Genomic DNA, 15,860 nt, shown 5'->3' on the forward strand with positions numbered 1-15,860 from the left:
GGGGAGAAGGTGGCCCGAAGGGTTAGGCGCAACTTGTTGCGCCGGGATGAGGGGGTGGCGCAGAGGGATCATGTCGATCTTTTGCGCCCGCGCCCTCCCCCTCATCCGCCTGCCGGCACCTTCTCCCCCCGGGGGAGAAGGTGATGTGGAGATACCTGCATTCCATAGACAATTGCCCCACTGCCCCTCAGGCTCAGAGCCCCGCGGCCTTGGTGAGGTTGATGCGAAAGCGGTCGCGGCGGCGCTGGTAGCGGCGGGTCATTTCGGCGGAGGCGTGGCCGAGCTGTTTCTGGACGTGGCGCTCGTCGACCTCGGCGGAGGAGGCGAGGCCGGCGCGGAGCGAATGGCCGGCGAATTTCTGGGCGCGTTCGGCTTCCGAGAGATCGCCGCCGACGCCGGCGGCGACGGCCGTCTTCTTGACGAGGCGGGCGATTTCCTGGTCGTTGAGGCGGTCCGGGCCGACATCCTTGCCCTTGCCGGTCACCCGGCGGAAGAGGGGGCCCTTGGCAATGCGGGCGAAGCGGATCCAGGTTTCCAGTGCCGCGATCGGGCAGGTGGCATCGGCCGAACCGCGGCCGATCTCCACCTCGCGCCAGCCGGTTTTCCCACGCAAGGTCACCAGCACGCCCTTGTCGAAGAACTCGATCCAGCCGCGGCCGTCCTCCGTCTGGTCGCGCGCGAGGTCCAGCCCGGTGATCTCGGAGCGGCGCAGGCCGCCGGCAAAGCCGATGAGCAGCATGGCCCGGTCGCGCATGCCACGCAGCGTGCCGCGCTCCAGCGTTTCCAGCATGGCGATCAGGTCTTCCGGCAGGATCGCTTCCTTCTGGCGGGGCGGGGCCGCATGTTTGTTGCGGATGCCGGCGAGCACGGTGGCGATGGCGCGGTCCTTGCGGTCGAGCTTTTCCCCGCCGCGCTGGGCATAGTTCCAGGAGAGCGAGGAGAGCCGCCGCTCGATGGTTGAAACCGTGTTGGCCTTCATGCCGCGCTCCGCCGTGCCGGAGGCGCAGGCGGTGATATAGAGGCCGACCACTTCCGGATCCGGCGGCAGGGGGGCAAGATTCTGGCGCCGGCACCAGGCGGAAAAATGCTTCCAGTCCGAGGCATAGGCCTTGCGCGTGTTGGCGGAACTGGCGGCCTCGACATAGGAGCGGGCGCGATCGGTGAGATCGCGCAGGTGCGCGGGCAGGGCAGGGGGCTCGGTGACGACGAGCGCCTGCGGCGAAACAGCGTCGCCGACAGCCGTTTCGGCAGCGAGATTTTCCGTGTCTTGCGCGATGATTCGGGGCATTCTCTCTATAGAGACGATCGCGAGCGATAAGGCAAGTTTATCCGTCATTATGCCCTTGTGACGGACTGTGCGGTTTTATGGGAAATGGGTGGCGTGGCTCGCACGGTGCCTGTAAGCTCGCCTGCATGGATTCGCCCGTTGCCACCTCTGCTTCGACCTTGCTGCCGCTCGCTCCGCTGCCCGCCTGGGCCTTGCCGCGCGGGCGCGAGCCGGGCGAGATCGATGCGGCCTTTGCGGCCGGCATCGCCCTGAAATCGCTGGACGACCTCGTGAAGGCGGATCCGGCCTGGATTGGCTGCTGGCGCTCGCGCCAGGCGCTGGCCTGCGCTGCGGCGGCGGTTCGGCTGGTGGGGCGCAACGAGGAGGAGGCGGGGCTGCGCGACGCCGTGCTCTTGACCTCGGCGGGGGACGATCCGGGGCCGGCGGGCAAGGTGTTCCTGGCCTTCAAGAGGATGTCCTCCCGCAAGGCCGCGTTTTCGTCGAAGGCGATCGCCGAACTCGCCGATCTTCTGGGCCTTGCCTGGGACGAGCGGCTGGCCGCCACAGTCGACCATGTCGACACCGCGCTCCAGTCGTCGCGCCCGGCGCCGTTTGCGGCCGCCGATCTCGTCGCGGCGATGCATGCCATGCGGCCGGATGCCGAGCCGCTCGCCTGGCTGCTGGCCGATGCGGTCATTGCCGAAACGCTGAAATGGCCGCGCGCCCTGCCGCTGCTGATGGCCGAGCGCTACGGACCGGCGTTCCGGGTGCTCGGCGGCCGGGGGCGCGTGCGGCCGGACGAGCCCGCCTTCCCGCGTGCCGTCTGCCTGGCGCTGGTGGAGGGGGCCGGCGGGGCCTTGCGCGCGGCAAACGAGATCGCGCGGCGGGCCGACCGGCTTGTCGCCGTCGCCCCGAAGGTGCGCACCAAGGGCGGCGGCGCGGTCATCCGCAAGCTGCTGGAGGAGGATGCCGTGGCGGCCTCGGCGCCGGGCATGAACCTGTCGCGCTGGGCGAGCACCCGGCTGTTCGAACGGCTGGAAAGTTTTGGCGCGGTGCGCGAATTGTCGGGGCGCGCGTCGTTCCGCATTTTCGGGTTGTAACCATGGCTGGAAGACCCCGCAGCGAAAAAGTGGGTGCGAGCGAACGGTTGCTGGACCGGGAGCTGGAGGACCTGCCGGCGCCGATGCGCTGGCGGGAATGGATGCTGCGCGTCGAGGCGGTGATCTTCGCCTCCGCGGAGCCGGTCGGACGCGAGGCGCTGGCGCGCGTGGTGGGCAGGAATTGCAGCATCGACCTGTTGATCGACGATCTCAAGGAGGATCTCGGCGACCGGCCCTATGAGATCGTCGCCGTTTCGGGCGGCTGGCAGCACCGCACGCGCACGCGGTATGCGGCGACCATCCGGGCGTCCGCCGCGCCGACGCGCTCGATGATGGCGAGCCTGTCGCAGTTCGAGGCGATGGCGCTGATGGCGATCGGCTATTTCCAGCCGATCACCCGCGGCGACCTGTCGAAGATCTTCGGCAAGGACGTGTCGCGCGATACGATCGCGGCCCTGCGCGGGGCGGGTTTCATAGCGTCCGGGCCGCGCAGCCCGTCGCCCGGCGCGCCCTACACCTATGTGACGACGCGCCAGTTCCTGGCGGCCTTCGGGCTGACGACCCTGCGCGACCTGCCGGATATCGAGGCGCTGGAGGATGCGGGCCTGCTCAGCCGCCAGGAGATGGCGAGCGACATGCCGCTCGGGACCGGCGATGACGCGGCCGCAGACGACTGAAACCTGTCTGCCGGTCATCTCGACGAGCTGGATCAGGTTGCCGCAGGTGTCGTCGAAGATCGCCATCGGCACCGGGCCGGCATCCATCGGCTCCAGCAGAAGCACCACAACCGGCAGCGCATTTTGACTGTTCGGTCAATCTTCTCGCTGGATTTTTCCGTTTCGCATGGCGTCCTGGCCGGATCTTTGGGCTTGGAAAGGCGGGTTTCCGGGCCCTGCCGATGACTGTGGAAGCAGAAACTTCGTGACCGAACAGTCATTCTCCATTGACCGATCGCGCATCCCGTGTTTATTTATGCATACGAATGCAAAACGAGGGAAGATGATGAACGAGCAGTCGGGAAAGGTCGTCGGCAAGCAGGCCCCGGCCAACGAGGAGGCGCCCGCCGCCAAGGGGCGGACGGAGGCCAAGCAGGGTCGGTCGCGGTTCCGGCCGCTGTCGCCGGAGCATATGCCGCGCGATTATGCCATCTCGCTCGACGCCTACCGGCGCGGCGGCACGGATGCCTTCATCGGGCGTTCGCCGGACCATCTGGTCAAGCAGCGGCTCACCGGCTTCGAACCGCAATATGTCAATATCATCGACTATATCATCCGCATCACGCACCAGATCTGGGAAGAAAAGGACATCGGCTATATCTACGACACCTATAGCCATGACTGTCTGGTGTGGGACGACCTGGCTTTGCAGGTCGGCCGCGACAAGATCGTCGCCGACACGACCTCGCTGAACAATGCCTTTCCCGATATCCGCATCGTGGCGGAAGACGTGGTCTGGGCCGGCGACGACGCGATCGGCTTTCACACCTCGCACCGCTCGCAGATCATCGGCACCAATACCGGCTTCAGCCGCTACGGCGCGCCGACCGGGCGCCGCGTGCAGTTCCTCTGCATGGCGAACTGTGTCGCCCGCGACAACGAGATCTTCTACGAACACGTCGTCTACGACACGGCGGAGGTGGTCAAGCAGCTCGGCTTCGACGTGGTCGAGACGGCCAGGCGCGCGGCCTCGTCCGGCGTGACGGCCGGCCTGCCGCGCGATTTCCTCGGCGGCGAGCCGAAGCGCACGGTGGGGCAGGGCAAGCCGGAAAAGGTGGCGGTGCCGACGGAGATCCGCGACAATCCGGAAGAGTTCGTGCGCGCCGCCCTGCACACGATGTGGAACCGGCGCAATCTCGGCGCGCTCGACCAGGTCTACCATCCGGGCATCGTCTCGCAGCAGACCGGCAGCCGCATTTTTCGCGGGACGGGGCAGCTGCGCTCCTTCATGCTGTCGCAGCTCGCGATGTTCCCGGACGTGCTCTATTCGGTCGACGACCTCTACTGGATGGGCAATGCGCAGGAAGGTTTCGTCGTCGCCACCCGCTGGTCGATGACCGGCACGCATCGCGGGCTCGGCCGTTACGGCGAGCCGACGGGCCGCGAGGTCAATATCTGGGGCATCACGCACTGGCTGATCGAGGGCAACCGCGTCACCAAGGAGTGGACGACCTTCAACGAATTCGGCGTGCTCATCCAGGTCCTGCGCTAGTCGCGGGGCCTCGGCCGAAGAATTTTGCATACGCTTGCGAAATTGCTTGCATACGTATGCAAATTGCCTATCATGAAAACAGGAAGCGCCGGAAAAAGGCGCGCGAGCAATGCGGCGTCCGCCTCCAGGCGAGGCGCGCCGCCAACACAGAAAGTGGGAACATGAGAAAATCGACACGCTTCGCATCGACCGCTGTCCTCCTCGTCGCAGGCCTGTTGGCGGCTCAGCCCGCCAGGGCAGACTGCGGCATCGAGAAGGGCTCCGTGCGCATTCTCTCCAACGATTTCGAGGCGCTGCGCCTCATCGGTACAGAGGCGGAAACATGCGCCTCCGCGACGGTCAAGGTCAGCATGAACCAGACGACCGAGCACAAGAACCTCCAGGTGCCGGCGCTGAAGATCAATCCGGCCGAATATACCGTCGCCGTCATCGCCAACAATTCGATCGTGCCGCTCCTCAACGAAGGGCTGCTGCGGCCGCTCGACGATCTCGTCGCGAAGTATGGCCAGGACCTTCAGCCGACGCAGCTCATCAAGCTCGACGGCAAGGTGATGGCGATCGCCTTCATGGGCAATTCGCAGCACCTGTTCTTCCGCAAGGACATTCTGGAAAAGGCCGGCCTCCAGCCGCCTAAATCCTATGAGGACGTGCTGGCGGCCGCCAAGGTCATCAGGGAAAAGGGCCTGATGGACTATCCGCTCGCCGCCTCCGACAAGGCCGGCTGGGACCTCGCGGCGGAATTCGTCAACATGTATCTGGGCTATGGCGGCGAGCTTTTCGCGCCGGGTTCGGCGGCAGCCGCCATCAACAACGAGAAGGGCCTCGCCACGCTCGCCACCATGAAGGCGATGACCGAATATATGAACCCCGATTACATGACCTACAATGCCGACGAGATCATCAAGGTCTATGTCGCCGGCAAGGCGGCGATCGTCAACGGCTGGGGATCGCTGGCCGGCGGCGTGATCGACCCGGCCAAGACGCCGGCCGAGATCGCCGACAACACGGTGCTGGCGGCGGCCCCCACGGTCGGCGGCGGCTCGACGCCGGCGGGCGCACTCTGGTGGGACGGTTTCTCGATTGCCAAGAACATTTCCGACGAGGATGCGGAAGCCTCCTTCCGCGCCATGGTCTATGCCATCCGACCGGAGGTGGGGCAGAAGAACCCGAACCTCGCGACGTGGCTCACCAAGGACTACAAGCCCGGCCCCGTCGCGGTCGGCGTGCTGGAAACCGCGACCGGCGGCGCGAAACCCTATCCGATGATGCCCTATATGGGCCTCCTGCATTCCGCGCTCGGCTCGGAACTGGCGGAGTTCATGCAGGGGCGCGAAAGTGCCGAAGCGGCGCTGAAGGATGTCGAGGCCTCCTATAGTGCGGCCGCCCGCGAGGGTGGTTTTCTGAAGTGAGCATTCGAGACGGAGGGCCAACCCCCTCATCCGCCTGCCGGCACCTTCTCCCCGTGGGGGAGAAGGGGAAGATCACCGGCGTCTCGTTTCACCTTCTCCCCCACGGGGAGAAGGTGGCCCGAAGGGTCGGATGAGGGGGTGTCTGCTGCCGCCACCAACACGTCCCGCGCCCCGCGGGACCCATGCAACACGGAACTTTGAGCAAGGAGAAGGCGCATGCCGCACAGGGCTTTTTTTGCCTTCATCATGCCGTCGCTCGTGGCGATGCTGCTCTTCATCGCCTTGCCGATCATCTCGGTCGCGGTGCAGTCGCTGTATGTCCAGCACGAGCGGGTCGTGACCGAGGTGGAGACCTGCACGCCCTTTGCCGGCTGCACCAAAGAGACGCGCGTCGACGCGGAGGCGACCGAGAAACTGCGCAACGAGGAGCCCCTCGGCCGCTTCAACGGCTTCGGCACCTATCTCGACCGCAACCACCTGGCCGTGACCGAAATCGGCGCGATCCTGTCCGACAATGCCGGCTTCAAGGATGCCGCCGCGCGCATCTACAACCTGCCCTTCTACCGCGCACTCGCCTTCACGCTCACCTATACGTTCGTGGTGACGCCGTTTGCCATGCTGCTCGGCTTCTGCATCGCGCTCGGCGTCGATGCCATTCCGCCCTTCTACAAGGGGCCGGTGATCTTCTTCTCGCTCCTGCCGATGATCGTCACGCCGCTGGTGGGTGCGCTCATCGTCTACTGGATGGCCTCCTCGCAGGGCATACTGGGGGCCACGCTGCAAACGCTGCTCAACGATCCGACGCTGTCGCTGAAATCCTCAGCAGCGATGACCTGGATCACGCTGCTCGTCTACGGCATTTGGCACAATGCGCCGTTCTCCTTCGTCGTCTTCTATGCCGGCCTGCAGACGGTGCCGCATGACACGCTGGAATCCGCGATGATCGACGGCGCCAACCGCTTCGAGCGCATCCGTTTTGTGGTGATCCCGCATCTCATGCCGCTCGCCACCTTCGTCGGGCTGGTGCAGCTCATGGACAATTTCCGCGTCTTCGAACCGATCGTCGGCTTCAGCGCGGAGGCCAACGCCACCTCGCTGTCCTGGTCGATCTTCAACGACCTGCGCGGCCAGGTCGACCAGCTCTTCGGCTCGGCCGCGGCCACGTCGATGCTGACCATCGTCGGCGTGATCATTCTTCTTTCGCCGGTGCTGGTGCGCACCTGGCGTGACTTCAACCGTCGATGAGGGCGCCGCGATGATTGCGACAAGACGCAGACTGCCCCTGCCGCTGGCAGTGCTTTCCACCGGTTTCGTGCTCCTCTGGGTGTTCATGGCGGCCTTCCCCTTCATCTGGACGGTCTGGGGATCGTTCAAGGTCGAGCAGGACTTTTTCTCGCGCGACAGCTGGTGGTTCGCCATCGAGGGCACGCGCACCATCGCCCAGACCGGCTCCGCCTTCACCGGCGACGGCTATTACGGCGCCTGGGTGCTGCGCGATTTCTTCTCCTCGGTGATCAACACGGTGATCGTCACCGTCTCGGTGGTCGTCGTGTCGCTGACCTTCGGCACGCTCGGCGGTTATGCGCTGGCGCGCTCCGGCTACCGCTATACGTTCTGGCTTTTGATGCTGGCGCTGGTGTTTCGCGCCATGCCGCATATCACGCTGGTCTCGGGCTACCTGCTGCCGTTCTTCGAGATGAACATCTGGGGCTACATGCCGACCGCCATCATCGTGCTGGTCGCCATCAACCAGCCGTTCACGCTGTGGATGCTGCACTCGTTCTTCCTGTCGATCCCGAAAGACCTCGACGAGAGCGCGATGGTCGACGGCTGCTCGCGTTTCCAGGCCTTCCGCCTGGTGGTCATTCCGGTCATGTGGCCGGGCGTCATCACCACCGGCCTGTTCTCGTTCCTGCTCGCCTATAACGACTTCGCCGTGACCGCGATGCTGCTCTCCCAGCCCAACCAGACCATGGTGCCGAAGATCGCGAGCTTCCTCGGCACGATCCAGCAGGAGGGCAACGTCATGTTCGCCGTCGCCGCCGTGGTCTCCGCGACCGCGCCGCTCTTCGTGCTGGTCCTGTTCTTCCAACGTCAGATCGTCAGCGGCCTCACCGCCGGCGCCGTGAAGGGATAATCGCAAATGGCCGAAATCCGCCTCAAGAACGTATCGAAGCGTTGGCACAATTTCGTGGGCGTCGACAATTTCAACCTCGATATCGGCGACCAGGAATTCCTCGTGCTGCTCGGCCCGTCGGGCTGCGGCAAGACGACGACCATGCGCATGATCGCCGGCCTCGAAGACATCAGCGAGGGCGAGATCTGGCTCGGCGACCGCATGGTCAACAAGCTGGAGCCGAAGGACCGCGACATCTCCATGGTGTTCCAGAGCTACGGCCTCTATCCCAACATGACCGTCTACGAAAACATCCGCTTTCCGCTGCGTGTGCGAAAGGTGCCGAAGGAACTGCATCACGAGAAGGTCATGCAGGCCGCGCGCATGGTGGAGCTCGTCGACTTCCTGGAACGCCGGCCGGCGGCCCTGTCGGGTGGCCAGCGCCAGCGCGTGGCGCTCGGCCGCGCCATCGTGCGCCAGCCGGCAGCCTTCCTGATGGACGAGCCGCTCTCCAACCTCGATGCGAAGCTGCGCGTCTCCACCCGCGCCCAGATCAAGAACCTCCAGCACACGCTGAAGGTCACCACCATCTACGTCACCCATGACCAGATCGAGGCGATGACGCTCGCCGACCGGGTGGTGGTGATGAACAAGGGCCTCGTCCAGCAGGTCGGCACGCCGACCGATATCTACGACAACCCCGCCAACACCTTCGTCGCCTCCTTCATCGGCTCGCCCGCCATGAACCTTGTTTCCGGCGATATCGAGAACGGCACGTTTCGTGGCCCCGGCATCACCATCGGCGGCCTCCAGACCAATGTGAAGGGTCCGGTGACGCTCGGCTTTCGCGCCGAGGATGCGACGCTCGTCTCCGAAGGCGGCGAGCTTGGCGCCGACGTCTATTCGATGGAACTGCTCGGCGAGGCGACCATGGCGAGCTTCCGCATCGGCGACCAGCTCGTCTCCATCAAGTCCGGCAAGGAATACCGCGCCGCCATCGGCGATCTGCTGCATGCCGCCATCCCCGCCGCGATCTGTCACCTGTTCGACAGCAAGACCGGTGTGCGGATCGCGCGGCCCCAGAGCAACTAAGGGAAGACTTTCATGACCGTTACCTATCTCAAACGCGGCAAGCCCGAGGCGCAGCGCTCCGAGGACGACGCCAAGGTCCGCGCCGTGGTCGAGGCGACGCTGAAGGATATCGAGACGCGGGGCGATGCGGCCGTGCGCGCTCTTTCGGAGAAGTTCGACAAATTCTCGCCTCCATCCTTCCGGCTCAGCGCCTCCGAGATCGAGGCCGCCATCTCCAAGGTCTCGGCGCGCGACATGGCCGATATCGACTTCGCCCAGACGCAGATCCGCCGCTTCGCCGAGGCGCAGCGCGCCTCGATGACCGATATCGAGGTGGAGACCATGCCCGGCGTCGTGCTCGGCCACCGCAACATTCCGGTGCAGTCGGTCGGCTGCTACGTGCCGGGCGGCAAGTTCCCGATGGTGGCCTCGGCCCACATGTCGGTGCTGACGGCGTCCGTCGCCGGCGTGCCGCGCATCGTGGCCTCGGCCCCGCCGCAGAAGGGCGAGCCCCATCCGGCAATCGTCGCCGCCATGCACAAGGCTGGCGCGCACGAGATCTACGTGCTCGGAGGCATGCAGGCCGTCGGCGCCATGGCGCTCGGCACCGAGACGATCAAGCCGGTCGACATGCTGGTCGGCCCCGGCAATGCCTTCGTCGCCGAAGCCAAGCGCCAGCTTTACGGCCGCGTCGGCATCGACCTCTTCGCCGGCCCCACCGAGACCATGGTGATCGCCGACGAGACGGTGGACGCGGAAATGTGCGCCACCGACCTGATCGGCCAGGCCGAACATGGCTACAATTCGCCCTCCGTCCTGCTGACCAATTCGGACAAGCTGGCGCGGCAGACGCTGGCGGAAATCGACCGCATTCTTTCGATCATCCCGACCACGGAAACCGCCACCGCCTCCTGGCGCGACTATGGCGAGGTCATCGTCTGCGACACCTATGAGGAGATGCTGGCGGTCGCCAACGACATCGCCTCGGAACATGTGCAGGTGATGACCGACCGCGACGACTGGTTCCTGGAAAACATGCATTCCTACGGCGCGCTGTTCCTCGGGCCCCGCACCAATGTCGCCAATGGCGACAAGGTGATCGGCACCAACCACACGCTGCCGACCAGGAAGGCCGGGCGCTATACCGGCGGTCTCTGGGTCGGCAAATTCCTGAAGACCCATTCCTACCAGCGCGTGACGACCGACGCGGCCGCCGCCGAAGTCGGCGCCTATTGCTCGCGGCTTTGCCTGCTCGAGGGTTTCGTCGGCCATGCCGAACAGGCCAATGTGCGCGTGCGCCGTTATGGCGGGCGCAACATTCCTTACGGGGAGGCTGCCGCCTGATGGAGATCCCCCGCACGCCCTCCTTCCGCCTCGACGGCAGACGCGCGCTGGTGGCCGGTGCTTCCTCCGGGATCGGCTTCGGCTGCGCGGTGGCCCTGGCGGAGGCGGGCGCGCATGTGGTGCTGTCGGCGCGCTCGGCGGAAAAGCTTGGCGAGGCGGTGGAGGCGATCCGCGCGGAAGGCTTTTCGGCCGAAGCGCTGGTGCTGGATGTCGTGGATGTGGAGGCCACCGAGGCGGCAATTGCCGCGCACGGGCCGTTCCATGTGCTGGTCAACAGCGCGGGCATTGCCCGCCACGGCCCGGCGGTGGCGACCAGCCCGGCGGATTTCGACGCCGTCTTCGATCTCAACGTGCGCGGCGCCTATTTTCTCACCCGCGCGGTGGCGAAGGGGCTGATTGAAGCCGGCGCGCCCGGCTCGCTGATCAACGTCTCCTCGCAGATGGCCCATGTCGGCGGCATCGACCGGGCGGTCTACGCCGCCACCAAACACGCCGTCGAGGGCTTCACCAAGTCCATGGCGATCGAATGGGGGCCGCACGGCATCCGGGTCAACACGATCTGCCCGACCTTCATCCGCACGCCGCTCACCGAGCAGACCTTCGCCAATCCCGAGCGGGTGCAGTGGATAACGCAGAAAATCAAGCTCGGGCGCATCGGTCGCGTGGAAGACATTATGGCCGCCGTCACCTATCTTGCCGGCGATGCCGCGGCGATGGTGACGGGAACGGCGCTGATGGTTGATGGGGGTTGGACAGCGGACTGATGGCAAACGACAAGGTCACGTCGAACGATGTTGCGCGGCTTGCGGGTGTGAGCCAGTCGGCCGTCTCGCGGTATTTCACGCCGGGAACGTCCGTGTCGAAGAAGACGGCGGAGAAGATCCGGGCGGCGGCGGAAGAACTCGGCTACCGGCCGAACGTGCTCGCCCGCTCGCTGATCACCGGCCGCAGCCGCATCATCGGCCTCGTCGTCGCCTATCTGGAAAACTACTTCTACCCGGAAGTGGTGGAGCGCCTGTCGAAGGCGCTTCAGGACCAGGGTTACCACGTCCTGGTCTTCATCTCCTCGATCGCGTCGGAAAATGTCGACCAGATCACCCAGGAGATCCTCGATTACCAGGTGGACGGCATCGTGCTGGCGTCCGCCAACATGTCCTCCGAGCTTGCGGCGCGCTGCCATGCCTCCGGCGTGCCGATCGTGCTGTTCAACCGCCTGCAGGACGATGTGCGGCTGTCGGCCGTCACTTCCGACAACCGTGGCGGCGGCCGGGCGCTGGCCGACCTGCTCGTCTCGCTCGGCCACACCCGCTGCGGCTACATCGCCGGCTTCGAGGGTGCCTCGACGCAGCGCGACCGCGAGCAGGGTTTTTGCGAGGGACTGGAGGCGGCGGGGCTGACGCTCTTTGCCCGCGGGGTCGGCAATTTCCGCTATGACGAGGCGCAGGCGGCGGCACGGCGCATGTTTGCCGGACCCGACCGGCCGGACGCCGTCTTCGTCTGCAACGACCACATGGCCTTCGCCGTGATGGATGTGCTGCGCTTCGAGCTCGGGCTCGCCATTCCCGCCGACGTCTCCGTCGTCGGCTTCGACGACGTGCCGCCGGCACGCTGGCCGGCTTATAACCTGACGACCATCCGCCAGAATGTCGACGACATGGTCGCCGAGACGGTGGCGACGCTGATGCAGAGCATCAAGGAAGGCGAGGGCGCCGCGCGCCGCGTCATCCTCGACGGCACCCTCGTGCAACGCGGCTCGACCGCGCAGAAGACTCCGACAGACGAGACACGCTAGCCAGCCGCCCCCCGACAGGGGGACGGGCAAACCTTGTCCGCAACCCATTTTGCATACGTATGAAAGGCTGAAACATGCAGATCTCCCAGACGGAAATGGAAAAACGCATCGTCCGCTACGGCGAATTGAAGCCCTGCCGCACCGCCTTCATCGACGCCCACACGCCGGGCTCGAACAGCAAGGAAAATTTTACGATCATCGGCGGCGGCGTCTCGGAAAGCCCGGACCAGCATGTCCACATCAAGGACACGCCCGGCTTCAACATCGGTGCGGCCGGCCAGCCGCCGAAATGCCGCAACTCGCTGCATTCGCACCGCACGGCGGAAGTGTTCTTCGTGCTGAAGGGCCGGTGGCGCTTCTTCTGGGGCCGCTACGGCACGGCCGGCGAAGTGGTGCTGGAAGAGGGCGACATCTTCAACATCCCGACCGGCATCTTCCGCGGCTTCGAGAATATCGGCACGGATTACGGGATGATCATGGCGATCCTCGGCGGCGACGATGCCGGCGGCGGCGTCATCTGGGCGCCGCAGGTCATCGAGGACGCCCGCGAACACGGCCTGGTGCTCGGCGAGAACGGCAAGCTCTATGACAGCAAGAAGGGCCAGGCGCTGCCCGACGGCATCAGGCCCATGCCGCTCCTCACCGAAGAGGAACTGAAGGCCTTCCCGGAAACGCCGGTGACGGACGTGGTGCGCGATTATGTCGCCCGCTACTGGGACCTGGTGGCGCTGGCGCAGAAGGCGCCGGCGCGGGTGATCGGCGAAAACGCCCTGCTGCGCGACAAGCCCGGCTTCGACGTCGAACTGCTCACCCGCGGCTCCATTCCGGAGGACGCCTATACCAACGAGCGCCATGAGGTGCTGATGGTGATGCGCGGCCATTGGAAACTCGGCTGGGAGGGCGGCGAGGCGGTGCTGGCACCGGGCGACACCTGCGCGGTGCCGCCGGGCCTGAAGCACAGCCTGGTGCCCTCGATGACCGGCGAAGCCAGCCTCTACCGCGTCGTCTCGACGGGGGACAAGGCGGGGCTGACCTGGCGCGGGTGATCCAAGGCACGCGCATCGCCCGCCCCCTCATCCGACCCTTCGGGCCACCTTCTCCCCGTGGGGGAGAAGGGGAGAGTCGCAACGCCTCGTTTTTTCCCCTTCTCCCCCACGGGGAGAAGGTGCCGGCAGGCGGATGAGGGGGCTTTCTCGACGGGGCGGCAAACGTGCCGCCTCTTCCCGCAACACGTTTCGGAGGATATCCCTTGGACGACGCACTTCTCGCCCTGCTGCGCACGGTCGACACGCCCACCGTCTGCAACGCGATCGAGGTGGCCCAGGGCAAGCGCGGCTTCGACGCCTTCACCCGCGGCACGTTGATCAGCTCGGCGCCCTCGGCCCCGGCGATCGTCGGCTACGCCCGCACGGCAAAGATCGCCGCCGCGTCCCCCTCGACCGAGGACCCGGCCACCATCCGCACGCGCCGCATGGACTATTACCGCCACATGGCGAGCGGCCCGGCGCCCTCGCTCGTCGTCATCGAGGACACGGATTTCCCCGATTGCGTCGGCGCCTTCTGGGGCGAGATCAACGCGACGGTGCATCGCGGCCTCGGCCTTTCCGGCGTGCTGACCAATGGCGTGATGCGCGACCTCGGCGACGTGCCGGACGACTTTCCCATGCTCGCCGGCTCGCTCGGCCCGAGCCACGCCTTCGTGCATGTCGAGGCGATCGGCGTGCCCGTCACCGTCTTCGGCCTCACCGTCAATCCCGGCGATCTCGTGCATGCCGACCGCCACGGCGCCGTCGTCGTGCCGCCGGAGGTCATCCCCGCACTCGCCGCCTCGATCGAGAAGCTACAGGCCACCGAACGGCTGATCCTCGAACCCGCTCGACAGCCGGGCTTCGATCTCGCACAGTTCGAAGCCGCATGGGCCCGCTTCGAGGCCGCCCGGACCTGACGGAGCAGACCATGGCCCAACCCGAAACCACGCGCCCGACGCTGGCCACAATCCGCAAACAGGCCCGCGCCAGCGGCATCACCATTGCCCCCGAGCGCGAAAAATTCGTGCTGGCCGGCGCGCAGCATCTGCACGAGGCGGCACAGCGGCTGGGCGACATCGCCGCGGACGAAACGCCGCGATGACGGCCGCCGACCTGAGCATTCCCGAGGCCGCCGCACGGCTTCGCGACGGACGCCTGACCTCCGTGGCGCTGACCGAGGCGCATCTCGCCCGCATCGCGGAACGCGACGGCGCCTATCATGCCTTCCTGCACGTCGCCGCCGAAAGTGCGCTCGCCGCGGCCGCCGAGGCCGACGCCGTGTTTTCCCGCGGCGAGGATCTCGGGCCGTTGCAGGGCATACCGGTCGCGATCAAGGATCTCTTCGACACGGCGGACATGCCGACGACCTATGGCTCGGACCTGCATGCCGGACGCGTGCCGACCGGCAACGCCGAGGTGGTTCGCCGGCTAAGAACCGCCGGGGCGGTGCTGCTCGGCAAGCTCGAAACCTACGAATTCGCCATGGTCGGCCCGGTCTTCGACCGCGCATTTCCGCCCGCCGCCAATCCCTGGGATATCACCCGCGCCACCGGCGGCTCGTCCTCCGGCTCGGCCGCGGCGGTCGCCGGCGGGCTGGTGCGCACCACGATCGGCTCGGATACCGGCGGCTCGGTGCGCAGCCCCGCCGCCTATTGCGGCGCCGTCGGCCTCAAGCCGACCTATGGCCGCGTCCCGACCCGCGGCGCCTTTCCGCTGTCGCCGAGCCTCGATCACGTCGGCCTCGTCAGCGCCTCCGTCGCGGAAGCGGCCATCACCTTCGATGCCATCGCCGACGACGCATCCGCCACCGCGCGCCTCGGCATGCCACTCGCCGGCCTCACGATCGGCTACGCCCGCGACTGGTTTGCCGGCGATCCGGAAACCCTGCCGGCGCTGCTCGACGCTATCGACGGGGCGGCCTCCCTGCTGTCGCTGCTCGGTGCGCGGATCGAAGAGGTGACGCTGCCCGATGCGGCGGATTTCGAGGCGGTCGGCGCCGTCATCATCCATGCCGAAGCCTTCGAGATCCACCGCCGGCAACTCGCCGCCTCCGGCGCGCGCTACAGCCGCAAGGTTTTTCAAAACATCGCCTCCGGCCTCTGCCTGAGCCGGGACGATCTCGCCCGCGCGCGCCAGGCCGCCGCACGCCTGCGCGCCCGGCTCGACCGCACCGTCTTCTCCCGCGTCGATGCCATCCTGACGGCGACGACGCTGACGCCGGCCATCCCCTTTGCCGATTTCGCCGGCGAGGCGGCGCGATGGACACCGATGCGCACCATCGCCTTCAACGTCACCGGCCACCCGGCGCTGTCGGTGCCCTGCGGCTTTGCCGACGGCCTGCCCCTCGGCCTCCAGCTCGTCGGCAAGGCGGCGGATGAGGCGACCCTCTGCCAGATCGGCCATGCCTATGAGATGGCCAGTGATTTTTCGGCATCGAAGCCGCCGCGGCCCTGACGGTTATTTGCGGCCGCGTGGATCCTCGGGTCGAGCCCGAGGATGACGGAGGGTGGGATGGGGCGTTGTGG

General features: G+C 66.5%; 15 protein-coding genes. 14 read left to right on the forward strand and 1 reads right to left on the reverse strand.

The window, feature by feature from the left end:
- Positions 1-193 precede the first annotated feature (193 nt).
- Positions 194-1,288: a tyrosine-type recombinase/integrase gene (locus VGN93_RS28100; RefSeq protein ID WP_327510226.1), complete on the reverse strand. Its 1,095-nt coding sequence runs from the start codon at positions 1,286-1,288 to the stop codon at positions 194-196.
- A gap of 125 nt (positions 1,289-1,413) precedes the next feature.
- Between VGN93_RS28100 and VGN93_RS28105 the strand changes: the two genes are divergently transcribed.
- The 14 genes from VGN93_RS28105 to VGN93_RS28170 all read left to right on the forward strand — a co-directional run bounded on the left by VGN93_RS28105 (position 1,414) and on the right by VGN93_RS28170 (position 15,789).
- The gene (locus tag VGN93_RS28105) at positions 1,414-2,367 is read left to right on the forward strand and encodes a DUF1403 family protein (protein ID WP_327510227.1); all 954 of its coding nucleotides are present in this window, start codon (positions 1,414-1,416) and stop codon (positions 2,365-2,367) included.
- Positions 2,368-2,369: 2 nt separating this feature from the next.
- Positions 2,370-3,044 (forward strand): SMC-Scp complex subunit ScpB, encoded by a 675-nt coding sequence (gene scpB, locus VGN93_RS28110; RefSeq protein ID WP_327510228.1) that lies wholly within the window; start codon positions 2,370-2,372, stop codon positions 3,042-3,044.
- A 322-nt stretch (positions 3,045-3,366) separates the two neighbouring features.
- Positions 3,367-4,575, forward strand: a complete 1,209-nt coding sequence (locus VGN93_RS28115) for an ester cyclase (protein WP_327510229.1) — start codon at positions 3,367-3,369, stop codon at positions 4,573-4,575.
- A gap of 161 nt (positions 4,576-4,736) precedes the next feature.
- Positions 4,737-5,984: an ABC transporter substrate-binding protein gene (locus VGN93_RS28120; RefSeq protein ID WP_327510230.1), complete on the forward strand. Its 1,248-nt coding sequence runs from the start codon at positions 4,737-4,739 to the stop codon at positions 5,982-5,984.
- 216 nt (positions 5,985-6,200) lie between these two features.
- A complete protein-coding gene (locus VGN93_RS28125; RefSeq protein ID WP_327510231.1) occupies positions 6,201-7,229 on the forward strand; it encodes a sugar ABC transporter permease in 1,029 nt (342 codons plus the stop codon).
- Positions 7,230-7,239: 10 nt separating this feature from the next.
- Positions 7,240-8,121, forward strand: coding sequence for a carbohydrate ABC transporter permease (locus tag VGN93_RS28130; protein ID WP_327510232.1), 882 nt, complete (start codon positions 7,240-7,242; stop codon positions 8,119-8,121).
- Between the two features lie 6 nt (positions 8,122-8,127).
- A complete protein-coding gene (locus VGN93_RS28135; protein ID WP_327510233.1) occupies positions 8,128-9,192 on the forward strand; it encodes a sn-glycerol-3-phosphate ABC transporter ATP-binding protein UgpC in 1,065 nt (354 codons plus the stop codon).
- A 12-nt stretch (positions 9,193-9,204) separates the two neighbouring features.
- On the forward strand, positions 9,205-10,515 hold the full coding sequence (gene hisD, locus VGN93_RS28140) for a histidinol dehydrogenase (protein ID WP_327510234.1): 1,311 nt from the start codon (positions 9,205-9,207) through the stop codon (positions 10,513-10,515).
- Positions 10,515-11,279 (forward strand): SDR family NAD(P)-dependent oxidoreductase, encoded by a 765-nt coding sequence (locus tag VGN93_RS28145; RefSeq protein WP_327510235.1) that lies wholly within the window; start codon positions 10,515-10,517, stop codon positions 11,277-11,279. Before hisD ends, VGN93_RS28145 begins: the two co-directional genes overlap by 1 nt.
- On the forward strand, positions 11,279-12,307 hold the full coding sequence (locus VGN93_RS28150; RefSeq protein ID WP_327510236.1) for a LacI family DNA-binding transcriptional regulator: 1,029 nt from the start codon (positions 11,279-11,281) through the stop codon (positions 12,305-12,307). Before VGN93_RS28145 ends, VGN93_RS28150 begins: the two co-directional genes overlap by 1 nt.
- A 74-nt stretch (positions 12,308-12,381) precedes the next feature.
- Entirely contained in the window at positions 12,382-13,353 is a 972-nt protein-coding gene (locus VGN93_RS28155) for a cupin domain-containing protein (RefSeq protein ID WP_327510237.1), read from the forward strand.
- 203 nt (positions 13,354-13,556) lie between these two features.
- Positions 13,557-14,252: an RraA family protein gene (locus VGN93_RS28160; RefSeq protein ID WP_327510238.1), complete on the forward strand. Its 696-nt coding sequence runs from the start codon at positions 13,557-13,559 to the stop codon at positions 14,250-14,252.
- Positions 14,253-14,263: 11 nt separating this feature from the next.
- Complete coding sequence (locus VGN93_RS28165; RefSeq protein WP_327510239.1) at positions 14,264-14,437, forward strand: hypothetical protein; 174 nt, start codon at positions 14,264-14,266, stop codon at positions 14,435-14,437.
- A complete protein-coding gene (locus VGN93_RS28170) occupies positions 14,434-15,789 on the forward strand; it encodes an amidase (protein ID WP_327510240.1) in 1,356 nt (451 codons plus the stop codon). The genes VGN93_RS28165 and VGN93_RS28170 overlap by 4 nt, the downstream gene beginning before the upstream one ends.
- Positions 15,790-15,860 lie beyond the last annotated feature (71 nt).

Origin of the sequence: Shinella sp., from assembly GCF_035998705.1 — a bacterium.
Classification (GTDB): domain Bacteria; phylum Pseudomonadota; class Alphaproteobacteria; order Rhizobiales; family Rhizobiaceae; genus Shinella.

Coding starts and splice junctions, on each gene's coding strand:
- VGN93_RS28100 (WP_327510226.1), bottom strand. CDS start 1,288: ATGCCCCGAATCATCGCGCAAGACACGGAAAATCTCGCTGCCGAAACG.
- VGN93_RS28105 (WP_327510227.1), top strand. CDS start 1,414: ATGGATTCGCCCGTTGCCACCTCTGCTTCGACCTTGCTGCCGCTCGCT.
- scpB (WP_327510228.1), top strand. CDS start 2,370: ATGGCTGGAAGACCCCGCAGCGAAAAAGTGGGTGCGAGCGAACGGTTG.
- VGN93_RS28115 (WP_327510229.1), top strand. CDS start 3,367: ATGATGAACGAGCAGTCGGGAAAGGTCGTCGGCAAGCAGGCCCCGGCC.
- VGN93_RS28120 (WP_327510230.1), top strand. CDS start 4,737: ATGAGAAAATCGACACGCTTCGCATCGACCGCTGTCCTCCTCGTCGCA.
- VGN93_RS28125 (WP_327510231.1), top strand. CDS start 6,201: ATGCCGCACAGGGCTTTTTTTGCCTTCATCATGCCGTCGCTCGTGGCG.
- VGN93_RS28130 (WP_327510232.1), top strand. CDS start 7,240: ATGATTGCGACAAGACGCAGACTGCCCCTGCCGCTGGCAGTGCTTTCC.
- VGN93_RS28135 (WP_327510233.1), top strand. CDS start 8,128: ATGGCCGAAATCCGCCTCAAGAACGTATCGAAGCGTTGGCACAATTTC.
- hisD (WP_327510234.1), top strand. CDS start 9,205: ATGACCGTTACCTATCTCAAACGCGGCAAGCCCGAGGCGCAGCGCTCC.
- VGN93_RS28145 (WP_327510235.1), top strand. CDS start 10,515: ATGGAGATCCCCCGCACGCCCTCCTTCCGCCTCGACGGCAGACGCGCG.
- VGN93_RS28150 (WP_327510236.1), top strand. CDS start 11,279: ATGGCAAACGACAAGGTCACGTCGAACGATGTTGCGCGGCTTGCGGGT.
- VGN93_RS28155 (WP_327510237.1), top strand. CDS start 12,382: ATGCAGATCTCCCAGACGGAAATGGAAAAACGCATCGTCCGCTACGGC.
- VGN93_RS28165 (WP_327510239.1), top strand. CDS start 14,264: ATGGCCCAACCCGAAACCACGCGCCCGACGCTGGCCACAATCCGCAAA.
- VGN93_RS28170 (WP_327510240.1), top strand. CDS start 14,434: ATGACGGCCGCCGACCTGAGCATTCCCGAGGCCGCCGCACGGCTTCGC.